This is a genomic window from Rossellomorea sp. FM04394, from assembly GCF_041889765.1.
Lineage (GTDB): Bacteria > Bacillota > Bacilli > Bacillales > Bacillaceae_B > Rossellomorea > Rossellomorea aquimaris_B.
Genome location: NZ_CP168654.1, coordinates 716040 through 727352, shown reverse-complemented (window position 1 = coordinate 727352; position 11313 = coordinate 716040). Strand labels below are relative to the sequence as shown.

The following is an 11313-nucleotide window of genomic DNA, read 5'->3' as shown; positions in this document are numbered from 1 at the left end:
AATGGATTTTAAAGAATTTATGCAAGAAACATTCCCCAATTTAGAGCTGAGACCACCTTTGTTTTACAGTTGGAGTATTGGTATACGGTTTGAACTTGGGGTAGAGTGGAAAAGGGAATACGATTATCCCAACAACCCATATGTATTGGGATGTTATAAAAGAGCGAATACTTTATTTGAAGCCCTGCACTCTCCTACGGATGATATATTTGTAGTGATAGATGTAAATGATTTTGATAAAAGTAAAACGATCAAACGTGAATTAAATAACTTTTCACCTTATGTTGAGAAATCGTTTTTGTATAGGTTGAAGCATCAAATGATTCCCTACATTTTCCCGGAAGATGACGAAGAAGGAACATATAGAACACATAGATTTACTCTAAAGTGTAAAACCACTGACTTTAAATTCCAACCTCTGATAAAAGCAATATGCAATCAGGATCTAGGATTAAAACCAAGTATTTATCATCGGGTTTATTTTATAAATATTAACAAAAAAACCATCTTTCACGTTTACGATGACAGGGGTTGTGATTTATTGGCAACTTCACCTGAAACAATAAGGGATATGTATGAACTATTTAATGAGTGGATTTTGGTTTATGATAGACCTGAAATTGACAAGGTTTTTAATTGAATTTGAAGGGGAAACACCATTTCTGGCGCTTCCCCTTCTAATTTCAACATTAAAGTTTAACAGGAAACATGGGGACGGTTCTTCCTTTTAGCGTTTCCATAAAATCAGGATCATTTTCACTTCAGTATTATTTAATAGAATCATAAAATTTTAAGTTAAGAATACACTGATGTCTTCATCGGTAATATCATTTCCCTCTCCATGTTCTAACAGTAGATCTTTAATTTCTTTATTAAACAGATGAAATAGGAATAGTTTCTTAAAAGCAAAGAAAAGGGCTCTTTTCTTACTGACAGGTAAAGTAGAGCTGATTGTCTTTCCATCTTCCCCCCTATACTTAACTATAAATTTTTCATCTTCTCCCTCTACCTCTACTATTATTCTATTGGCTTTTGAGATTGTTTCATTTAAAGAAAATAGAGTTGGGGGAATCCCTACTAGATATATGGCTTCATGAAATTTTCTTTCATTAAATTCCGGACCACCAATGTCAAATCCCTCCTGTTTCATCATAAACGGACGGATTCTTTTAGCAAAATAGAAGGCAGACAGCCTATTCATTAAAAAGTACACTGCTGCTTCCTTTTCTGATTTGAACAGTTTTATCACTTTTTCATTAGGAATTTCTTGTCTCTCAACCAACAGTAAGCCAAATTCCCACTCTTCCCTTACTTTTTTTAGATAGTGATAGTTTTCATAAGGGGGATTTATTTCAACTAACTTGTCAGGTTCTATTGTTATCTGCTTTCCTGCCTTATTCATGATTTTTGCTGCAATGCTAATGTTCATCTTTTCACCTCACTGACTAATTTCACGGATATAGCCGAGTAGTGCTGCTAAGCCCAAAGCGGTTTAACCAATTTCCCTTTGAAAATAGACAGCGTCAGGGTTCAGAGCATCGTTAAAGAGGTCCATGCCTTAAGAGGCATGGGATGGTTCTGATGCTTCCTATCAATTTAAAAAGAAGCACGAGATCAGTCCCTGTGCTTCTTAGTTCTATATTAAGTAATTAAAGGTACCGCCCTGTGATTTCCAGTCCCGTCGTCCCCCTAAATATATATTTGCATTCTTTATCCTAAAAGATATAAGACTTTTAGAGTTTCTATAAAGTCAGGATCATTTTTCACTTCAGTCTTATTAATAGAATCATAAAAATGTCTTAATTTAAAAGAAAAATTGTATAGAACAATCGCTGCACTATTCAAGTTTCTAGATTCAGCTATATAAATCTTAGAGTCATTTTTACCCAAAAATAAAACATTATACTTATCCTTTGTGCTTTTTTCTAAAATGATCTTATTAGGCTTAAGGTTAAAAAACGAATAATATTGTTCATCTGAAAAAGTTCTTAAGATCTTTTGAATATCATTTAATGATGCTGCACTTTCAATCTCATTTCGACCATTAGCATTATGTTTCCTTACTTCTAACTTGCTTTTCGAAAAAAAATATAAGGCTATTACAGATTTAAATTTATCTGAAAATACATCTACTTTGTATTCTTTACCTCTAACAACTTCAAAAAGCTCATAATGATTATTCACTTCATTTAGAGTTAATTTAACAATAGTTTCAGGATATTCTTCTCCATTTAGTGGTGCGACGCAAATAAGTTCTTTTTCCTTTTTGACCACTTTAAATTCTGTTTCAATTAAATGATATATACCATCTAGGTCCATATTTTACACTCCTTTATGGGTTTGTTTGTTTAATAAAGCCAAGCTCTATTAGTTCTTCTATAGAGTAAGGTCGACCATTAGATTTATATTTAATGATTTGCGTTCCTCCACCTGGCTGATCGAACCAAGGAGCAATCTCCCCTATTGTTACTTCAAAATCATCAATAACCTCATAAACATAATAAGGTGCTTTTTCACTATGCGGAGCTAAGGCTCTACTTGGAAATGAATCGCTTTCAGGAGCTAAAAAGGAACCGGATGGATTTCCGTATCTATCCAAAACCGTTCCATAGTGTAATATTTCTGCTCTTTGAGTTCCCATAACAAATCCATCATTAGGAGGCCAATGAATTTCTCCTGTATTTTGGTCATAATACTCTGAATTCTTATATACATCTTCATATTTCTTAAATAATTCTTTGCTAGGTGGATAATCCCATTTCTTCATATTCTCAGGGATTTTCACATCATCTACATGTTTGCCTACCTCACTAGCATCCTTATCAACTTTAGCCGTATCTTTAGTACCAACCCTATCACCAGTACCTATCTCTCTCTCCTTAACCGTCCTATCCACAGAAAACCTACTCCACCCAGGCTCTCCACCAACCAACATCCCATTATCAGCAACCATCATAGGACGATTATAAAGATCATCAATCCCCAAACGGATCTGATCCCATCTATGATTCAATGAAACTTTCGGAACGGTCTTAGGTGCAGCAGTTGATATGTTCTTGCCGCCTTTCACGTTGAGCCCTGGTTTAGCACCGCCGACAAGGAGTGCTGCCAGTCCGAAACTGTTCAACCAATGTTCCTTTGAATAGGAATCATCCGGATTTACCGCTCCATTAAAAAGATCCATCCCACCCATCGTCAGGTAGTTGATAAAGTCAGAGCCTGAGTCGGTTGCTACTTCGGCGCGTTCCTTCAGACCACTCGCGAAGCCCTTGCCTACATCCAGTCCTCCAGCCGTAATATAGTTTCCAAAATCATAGACGGAGTCAAACTTGTCTTCATTTCTCTTCTCCATCCCGGCCCAGAGATCCTGTCCGATTTCTTTGAAACTGTTGAGGGATTCGGTGATGGGGTTTTCGTTGACTTCCTCTTCCGGGATCGGTTTAGGCTCTCTTGCCTGTTCTTGTGCTTCTTTGAATTTCAAGTAAGAGTCGGTCTGGGCAGTGATGTCGTCCGTCAGCTGATAGGCATCACTGGAATAATAAGCTGTCGCGTTGAAATAGAGCGGTGAGATGTGACTCCCTTGACTGGACGATTCCATTAACTGCCTCATTAGCCCTGCGAGTATTTGTTCGCTGACTTCTAAATGTTGATATTCCCTTTTTAATTCTTCATCAAATCGATTGACGGAGTCAAGTGTATCCTCTCGCTGCCTCCTCGCCTCTTCCATATGGGTATCGAATCGATCCCTTGAAAAGACATTCAGTGGATGGATGTCGCTTATGCGATTGAGGATTCTTTGGAGTTCCTGCTGCTGTGCAGCGATCATTTCACCCGAACGTCGCTCGCTTTGATGAAGATCTTCCTCCAGGAATGGAAGTTCCAGCGTTTCCCTGCCAAGGTTTCGCCCTTCTGCGTCACCCTGAATGCCATTGAAGAAAGCGATGTTACTTTCAGCAAGTTGAATCCAAATCTCAACGACATTGATTTGAGCGCCGTAGAAGCCTTTAATGGCATCGGCACCCTTTCCTTGGAATTCATCGTCAAGTTCCACAATGGCTTGAAAAGAGCTTTTAAGTGTAAGGAGTTGATCTCTTAATGTCTCGTATTCATGTCGACGGGATGACATTGCGTCGAGTAAAGTGGGAGCTTCATATACTTTCAATGGTCGCGTCTGCCTTTCTATCAGGATCTTGTAATGGCTTCATCCTGTTCTTTTAAAGCTTTTACATTTGCTTTTGTATCTTCAATATTCTTTTCCACTGTGGCGATATATTCCTTCAATAACAGTTGAATGTTCTGTTCACGCTGAATCCATGCATCCGTATAATTCAGCTTGTTCCGTCCCAACTGCTCCTGTGCGGGTGCCTTCAGCTGAAGCCGTTCCAGTGAGTTGAGCGCTTCATTCAGTCTCGCCATGACCTCACTATGGTTGAGCTTTATTTGCTGCACTGATCCGCCGCCAGATCCCGAGCTCACATTCATCTAAAATAACCTCCCTTTCAAGTCACTGAGTTTATGGGAGACCTGCTCATAAAAATCTTCACCTTTGGAAAGTAAATATTCTGCATCATTGGCCAAATTGCCATAGAAGCTAATAACCCCTTGCTGTGCTTCCAAGGAATGAATCTTTGATTCTATGGAACTGACGTATTCGTCATAGTTTTCATGTCCGATTTGCCTCATCGCCTGGAGGGCAGAATCCCGTTCCGCATGATAATCTTCCGACCTCGGACCCATCCAATTATTATGTAATTCCGGCTGCCCGATTTGCTTTATTTCATTTAGTAGTTGACTTTGTTCACTCAGAATGGCGTTCTTTGCATTCCTCAATCGCGAAATCTTTTCCTGAATATCGCTCGATCGGGAATGGATCACACTCTGAATGTAATTCAAGTCATTGTAGAGTCCCATATTGGCATCTCCCTTACATATTGATCCGCTAAAACACCTGTTAAGTCCCAATAGCTACTGATATCGTACCACCCTTTTCTTCCTCATTCTATTTCGAAATGAGCCCATTACAAAAAAAGGAAAATATTCATCGTTCTTTTTTACCACTATTGACAATATGCAAAACCTGTCACCATACTAAATGTGACTTTATGACCAGGTTCCTTGGCACACAGGCTCAAAAAGGAACCACGGTACCTGTCCCCGTGGTCCCCTAAAAAAAGAAGCAAGAGAACCGTCATGCGTTCCCCTTCCTTCCTCAATCTATTTTCCTAAGGCAGTGAACGCCTCATCAACCAAACTAACCGCAAACCCCAGCTCCTCCCTCGTCACAACTAGCGGAGGATGCAACGTCAGACAATTCCCACCTGAAACCTTAAACGACAATCCTTTTTCCAGGCAGTAGTATAAAACGCGCTCGGCTAAATCATCATGTCTTTCTTTTGTTCCCTTGTCTTTCACCAGTTCAATCGATATCAAAAGTCCCGCGATCCGGATGTCTCCAATGCATTCATGGCGTTCTGCAAGCTTGTTCAGTTCGTCACCCATAAACGCAGAAAGTACCTGACAGCGTTCCCCAAGCTTATGATCATCGATATAGTCGATCGTGGCTAAGATGGCCGCGCTTCCGAGTGCCGGTTTTTCGTGTGTATAGTGTCCGAGGGAGATATCCCCGGCACAATCGTACTCCGTCTTGACAAGGACCGCGGCCTGAGGGATGATTCCTCCTCCCAGGCCCTTTCCCAATACAAGGATGTCGGGTTCGACGCCAAACTGCTGATGGACGTAGAACGTACCGCTCCGGTACAGGGCCGTTGGGATTTCATCAAAGATTAAGAGAATGCCATTCTGATCACAGATTCTCCGCAGTCCTTCAAAATAGCTGCGCGGGGGAATATGTGTATCGGTGGCCCGGATTGGCTCGAGTAAGATCGCACCGATGTCCCCTTCGTTTTCGATCATGTATTCCAGATACTGAAGGCAAAATGACGCGATCTCTTCAGGATCTTCACTGTTGATGAGATTCCGGTATCCATTATACGGAATTCCTTTCAGTACTCCCGGCATGAGGGGACCCATGTCTTTCTTGAACACATACTCGCCTCCGACGGATATCGTATCAAGCCCTGCCCCGTGGAATGATTCCCACATGGAGATGACCTTGTGCCGTCCGGTTGCCTTACGGGCAATTTTAAGAGCGAGTCCAACAGCTGCACTGCCTGATGGCGTAAATAGAACCCGGTAATCCTTTGACGTCGTTTTGTTCACGAGAGCCTGAGCAGCTCGGATCGTGATGTCCGCAGTAAATCGCCTCGGAATGAACGGCAGCTCCTCTACCTGCTTTTTCACCGCTTCCACGACATACGGGTTTTTATAGCCGACCTGATGAAGGCTGTTTCCATGGAAGTCCAGATACTTCTTCCCGTTTACATCCTTGATATAACAACCCTCGGCATCAGCCACCGCCTCGAGGCAGGGAGTCGACATGGATTGCTTTAAGAATGAGCGCTCATCCGCCTGCAGAAGTGTCGTGCTCTCCCTGGAAAGCTTCTGATTCCACTGTGAACGCAATGAACTCTTGTTTATGTCACCCTCACGCTTCAATTCATTTAAGCTCATACGGCCTCTTTCCTTGTTCGATCTTTTCGTTGATTCTTTCAATCAGCTCCGGCAGCTCCTTCATCGTCCGGATGGTAAAGTCAGCTCCGTTCGTATAAAAGTCCTGTTCCACTTTTGTCCGGACCTTATCCTTCTCTGTCTCGGAAAGACTTTCAAACTCCGCCTTGGTCAGCCCCATTTCCGAGCTCCCCTCGATCACGCCGACGGTCCAGACTCCTGCATTGACGCCTTCCTTCATATCAGATGCTGTGTCTCCGACTTTTACGACCTCAGACGGCGTTGTCAGTTGAAGTGCCTCCATATTCCGGAAAATCATATAAGGGAACGGTCGTCCAAGCGAGTTGGTATCATCCGCCGTGATATAGAAATCCGGGCGGTAGCCCTTTCTCTCTGCATGAGGCACGACAATCTCCATCATGGAATTTGTATAACCTGTCGTTGAGCCAATCTTCAAGCCCCTGTCCCGAAGGTTCTCCACTGCGTCAATGACATGGGGAATCGGGTCCGTATAGTCTGCCAGATTGGCTAACAGCGTGGTTTCAAAGGTTGCATAAAGAGCTTCAACATCCTCTTCCCCAAAAGGTCTGCCGTGCTCTTCTTCCCACAGACCGGAAATTCTCGGCATGGACAGCATCGTGCGGATATGGTCAATCTTCAGCATTCCCATAGGGGCTCTAGCTTCCTCCATGGTCACCTCGATGCCGGCCTGCTTGAAGATATCCATAAACACCTTTACAGGGGCAAAACATCCATAATCTACAGTCGTTCCTGCCCAGTCAAAAATAACCGCTTCTATTCTATTCATTTCGTCTCATCTCCCATGTATCCTGCGATAACGTCGCATAGATTTTCTATATCCTCTTCATAGATCTCACCGATGTTGCCGATACGGAAGGTATTTACTTCCGTCAGCTTCCCGGGATAGATCACATAGCCTTTTTCTTTTACGTACGTGTAGAAGTCTTCGAAATCAAATGCTTGCGTGGGGTATACAAACGATGTGATGATCGGCGACTGAAGCTCGTCTGCAATATAGGATTCAAAGCCGATCCCGTTTAGTTTTTCTCTTAAGATCCGGTTATTCTTTTGGTACCGATCGAATCTCGCGGAAACGCCGCCCTCCTCCAGCAGTTCATCGATCGCTTGTGAAAAGGCAGCAACAACGTGGGTCGGGGACGTGAATCGCCATTTGCCGTCGGCGTCCATCCCTTTCCACTGATCATATAAATCGAGTGACAGACTTTTGCTGTTCCCTTCGCAGGCCATCAGCTTATCGCGTCTCGCAATGATGAAGCCGAAGCCGGGAACGCCCTGGATGCATTTATTCGCCGAGCTGATCAAGTAGTCAATCTCAAGCTCCGGAACGTTGATCGGGATTCCTCCGAAGCTGCTCATGGCATCAATGATGAGGGTTTTCCCAAATTGCTTGGATACATCAGATATCATCTCTAATGGATTCAGGATCCCGGTCGTCGTTTCACAATGCACCATCACGATATGGGTAATGTCCCGGTCTGAGTTTAGTATTTTTCTAATCTCTTCTTCCTTCGGGACCTCATCATACTCCACACTGTACTGGCTGAATGTCATGCCAATCGCCTCAGCCATTTTGACAATCCGTTCCCCATAAGCACCATTGGTAATCAAGAGGGGCTTATCCTCTTCAGAGATGGCGGTCATCATGACGGACTCCACCGCAAAGGTCCCGCTTCCCTGCATGAGGACAACCGTGTAGTCTTCATTTGAACATCCGCCCAGTTCAAGCAGCTGCTGTCGTATTTTTTGAGTGATCGTCTTATAGTCTTGATCCCATGTGCATCGGTCAACGAGCATTTTCTCTTTGACCGTGCCCGATGTCGTTAAGGGACCCGGTGTTAACAGCTTATATGCGTTCATAGGTTCCCCCTCCTTATTTGGCAGATTTAAAGAATTCCTGATGTTCTTTCAATAGATCGACGGTCAACGGCTCTGAGAATGTCTTCGAATGAGCCGGTTTATTGCTCTCAGATACAGTTTCCCCTTCATAAAGCGCAACAGGATAGGATTCGATTAATTCTTCGCGGCCGTCTTCAATGATGACCTTCGCCATTTCCTGTGCAAGCTTCGTAGTCGCTTCATCCTTTTTCACAACCGCTACTGATTCAGTTAACGAGAAGTTCCCTTCTGTCGGGTCGACAAAGTCGATCGGCTCCCCATTTTCCTTTGCTGCCACTGCCTGATGACGCAGTCCGAATCCGACAGCGACCTCGCCTGCCTGTACCTTCTTGATGGGACCGGAGCCTGAACTTTCAAGATGAGGCCCGACATTCGCAATCAATTGTTGAAGAATCTCTTTCCCCTCTTCTTCCCCGTATTCGCTCATGATGGATTGGACGAGGAGCCAGCCTGTAGAAGAATCCATGATGTTTGGAATCGATACGAGATCTTTGTATTCCGGCTTCACTAAATCCTTGATCGACGTTGGCATCTCTAGACCTTTTTGCTTCAGGATTTCACTGTTGACGAAAATGGAACCTGTATTCGATAGAATCGGAGTATAGTAGGCTGGATTCTGATCCAGTGCCTTCGGTTCGAACGTTAAATCGGCAAACATGTCATACTTGTTCTGAGCACTTTCAATATAGTAAGAACTCATCGTAATCAAATCAGAATCCGTTTTCTCTCCCTCTACTAAAAGCTTTCCGCCTAATTCAGATGTCCCGAGGGATTGAATGACATATTTCCCTTCATAGCCTGCGCCCTTCAATGCGGTTTCCATCGCTTCCACCGCTTCATCATCCCCATTTGTTGAGATCACGACTTTTTCCTCTTCCCCTGATGCCGAACTGCCGCATGCTGCCAGTGTTGCAACACATAATACCACCATTAAATGTAGAAACCCTTTTTTCATTTTGCTTAGCATGTTCATTTCTCCCTTTGAGTTGATTTTTTATGATCAAGGCTTGCGACCAGTATGATGGGTCGTCACCTATCAAAACGTCTGAAGTGATGCTCGTTTTTGCCAAAAGCCCAGTAACAGCTTGACGATCAAATTCGTCCCAAAGATGAGCAGGGACAGGCCAAAGATTTCGTTGAACTTCGCAAAGTGCTGAAGCTGCTGGATTTTACTCGAAACCAACGACGTTTCTGCCGTGATCAGAAAAATAATTCCGCTGATCGTAACCATCGAATTGATAAAATAGTAGCCCGCCATCTCAAGAATGGTCGTGGCTGAGTTCGGAATGATGACCCGGCGCACGGTTTTGAACCAGCTGTCCCCGAGGAGCTCCCCTGTTGTTTCCCAGCCTGGATTCATCTTCGACAGGGAATGCTTTGCCATTAAATACGGAGTCGTGAAAAAGTGAATCAAATTACAGAAGATCAAGATGGCAAAGGTACCTTTGAAGCTCGTCCCATTGAATAAAAGCAGATAAGACAGCCCGAGCACCATCCCGGGAACCGTATTCGTGACCATCGCAATCCCGTCCATAACGGATTTCCCTTTCACGGCTGTCCGTCCATTGATCAGGGCCGCTCCATAGGCGACAATGGTTCCGAAGATCGCCGTCAGTACGGAAACGAAAAGAGAATTCTTATAGACCCCCGTCAAATCACTGGAGCTGAACGTATCGATGATATGCTCCCAGGTAAAGGTATTGTTGAACGGATATTGCTTCAGGAACGGAGCGATGAACATAATCGCAAACGTCGCGACCATCGCGGATAAAATAAGAAAGGCAAGTGACCCAAGGACCGTGTCCCTCCATCGGTTCCCCATCAGCTCCGTGTCCGTCACCTTGTCATAGTGAAAATTCAATTTTTCCAAATAACGAAGGAGCAAAATCCCAAGTACAGCCGGCAGAAGCATCAGTACGGCGATGACAGCCCCCTGATTGAAATCCGGGATCGAACCGAGCATCACCTGATACAAGAGCGTCGCAACCACCGTATATGTTCCGCCGATGGAAGCAGGAATCCCGAAGTCTGTAAAGCTAAGAATGAACGAAAGGACAAAGGCCCCTCCGAGCGTCCCCCACAACGGGCGGATGATGGTATTCATAAAGCTTCTGACGGTGCTGTCCCCCATCAGCTTCGAGACGATGATAAATTTCTTGTCAATGTATTGAAACGAATTATGAATGACGAGAAACGCCGGCAAGGGCGACTCTCTGTTTCTGGCCCCCTGACAGTTCCCCGATCCGTTTTTCCAGATGAGGTTTCAGCTCCAGGAAGTTTATGTATTCCTGCAGTTCTGCATCTCGGAGTTTCACTTTCTGGTTTTTGAGTCCATATACGATATTTTGATACGCGTTCAAATTTGGAAATAACGCATAATCCTGAAAAACGATGTTGAATCCCCGCTTTTTCATCGAGACGTTTGACACGTCCTGTCCGTTGAAAAGGATTCGTCCACCATCCATGTTTGTGAGTCCGAGGATGATGTTGAGCAGCGTCGTTTTCCCACTCCCGCTCGGACCCAGAAGCGAAACGATTTCCCCTTGGTTAATATCAATCGTGATATCCTCTAACACGACCTTTTTATCGAATTGTTTGCGAACTCCATTTAATGTAAGCAAACGCGTCACCTCCTCAATCACACCCTCAGTATAAAAACTTTCTGTAAACAGACGTCACGTTTTGTGTAAACGTTATGTAAAAGTTGCACACATCTTACATAACTTTTAATTAACTTTTGCATATATTAACAAAGATGTTTTCAAACTTTTACAAGATCATCATTGAAAGTTTCCATCCGTACCCTTA

At 43.6% G+C, this 11313-nt stretch carries 11 protein-coding genes and 1 pseudogene; 1 reads left to right on the top strand and 11 read right to left on the bottom strand.

The window, feature by feature from the left end:
• The first annotated feature begins 19 nt into the window (after window positions 1-19).
• Window positions 20-640, top strand: a complete 621-nt coding sequence (locus tag ACCB35_RS03750; protein ID WP_374056943.1) for a DUF3885 domain-containing protein — start codon at window positions 20-22, stop codon at window positions 638-640.
• Window positions 641-790: 150 nt separating this feature from the next.
• Here ACCB35_RS03750 and ACCB35_RS03745 read toward each other — a convergent pair whose 3' ends face one another.
• The 11 genes and pseudogenes from ACCB35_RS03745 to ACCB35_RS03695 form a co-directional block, all read right to left on the bottom strand.
• Window positions 791-1429: a hypothetical protein gene (locus tag ACCB35_RS03745; RefSeq protein ID WP_374055794.1), complete on the bottom strand. Its 639-nt coding sequence runs from the start codon at window positions 1427-1429 to the stop codon at window positions 791-793.
• Between the two features lie 281 nt (window positions 1430-1710).
• Window positions 1711-2319, bottom strand: a complete 609-nt coding sequence (locus tag ACCB35_RS03740; RefSeq protein ID WP_299741986.1) for a hypothetical protein — start codon at window positions 2317-2319, stop codon at window positions 1711-1713.
• Between the two features lie 13 nt (window positions 2320-2332).
• Complete coding sequence (locus ACCB35_RS03735) at window positions 2333-4162, bottom strand: T7SS effector LXG polymorphic toxin (protein ID WP_374055793.1); 1830 nt, start codon at window positions 4160-4162, stop codon at window positions 2333-2335.
• Between the two features lie 20 nt (window positions 4163-4182).
• Entirely contained in the window at window positions 4183-4482 is a 300-nt protein-coding gene (locus ACCB35_RS03730; RefSeq protein WP_374055792.1) for a DUF5344 family protein, read from the bottom strand.
• On the bottom strand, window positions 4483-4911 hold the full coding sequence (locus ACCB35_RS03725; protein ID WP_044338667.1) for a DUF5082 family protein: 429 nt from the start codon (window positions 4909-4911) through the stop codon (window positions 4483-4485).
• A gap of 303 nt (window positions 4912-5214) precedes the next feature.
• The gene (locus ACCB35_RS03720) at window positions 5215-6570 is read right to left on the bottom strand and encodes an aspartate aminotransferase family protein (protein WP_374055791.1); all 1356 of its coding nucleotides are present in this window, start codon (window positions 6568-6570) and stop codon (window positions 5215-5217) included.
• Window positions 6557-7375, bottom strand: coding sequence for a phosphonoacetaldehyde hydrolase (phnX, locus tag ACCB35_RS03715; RefSeq protein ID WP_374055790.1), 819 nt, complete (start codon window positions 7373-7375; stop codon window positions 6557-6559). The genes ACCB35_RS03720 and phnX overlap by 14 nt, the downstream gene beginning before the upstream one ends.
• Window positions 7372-8466, bottom strand: coding sequence for a 2-aminoethylphosphonate--pyruvate transaminase (gene phnW, locus ACCB35_RS03710; RefSeq protein ID WP_374055789.1), 1095 nt, complete (start codon window positions 8464-8466; stop codon window positions 7372-7374). Before phnW ends, phnX begins: the two co-directional genes overlap by 4 nt.
• A 13-nt stretch (window positions 8467-8479) precedes the next feature.
• On the bottom strand, window positions 8480-9472 hold the full coding sequence (locus ACCB35_RS03705; protein WP_374055788.1) for an extracellular solute-binding protein: 993 nt from the start codon (window positions 9470-9472) through the stop codon (window positions 8480-8482).
• 69 nt (window positions 9473-9541) lie between these two features.
• Window positions 9542-10708 (bottom strand): ABC transporter permease subunit, encoded by a 1167-nt coding sequence (locus ACCB35_RS03700; RefSeq protein ID WP_374055787.1) that lies wholly within the window; start codon window positions 10706-10708, stop codon window positions 9542-9544.
• Window positions 10704-11126: pseudogene (locus tag ACCB35_RS03695) on the bottom strand (ABC transporter ATP-binding protein); the annotation flags it as partial. The pseudogene ACCB35_RS03695 and the gene ACCB35_RS03700, both read right to left, overlap by 5 nt.
• Window positions 11127-11313: the final 187 nt, after the last annotated feature.

Coding starts and splice junctions, on each gene's coding strand:
- ACCB35_RS03750 (WP_374056943.1), top strand. CDS start 20: ATGCAAGAAACATTCCCCAATTTAGAGCTGAGACCACCTTTGTTTTAC.
- ACCB35_RS03745 (WP_374055794.1), bottom strand. CDS start 1,429: ATGAACATTAGCATTGCAGCAAAAATCATGAATAAGGCAGGAAAGCAG.
- ACCB35_RS03740 (WP_299741986.1), bottom strand. CDS start 2,319: ATGGACCTAGATGGTATATATCATTTAATTGAAACAGAATTTAAAGTG.
- ACCB35_RS03730 (WP_374055792.1), bottom strand. CDS start 4,482: ATGAATGTGAGCTCGGGATCTGGCGGCGGATCAGTGCAGCAAATAAAG.
- ACCB35_RS03725 (WP_044338667.1), bottom strand. CDS start 4,911: ATGGGACTCTACAATGACTTGAATTACATTCAGAGTGTGATCCATTCC.
- ACCB35_RS03720 (WP_374055791.1), bottom strand. CDS start 6,570: ATGAGCTTAAATGAATTGAAGCGTGAGGGTGACATAAACAAGAGTTCA.
- phnX (WP_374055790.1), bottom strand. CDS start 7,375: ATGAATAGAATAGAAGCGGTTATTTTTGACTGGGCAGGAACGACTGTA.
- phnW (WP_374055789.1), bottom strand. CDS start 8,466: ATGAACGCATATAAGCTGTTAACACCGGGTCCCTTAACGACATCGGGC.
- ACCB35_RS03705 (WP_374055788.1), bottom strand. CDS start 9,472: ATGCTAAGCAAAATGAAAAAAGGGTTTCTACATTTAATGGTGGTATTA.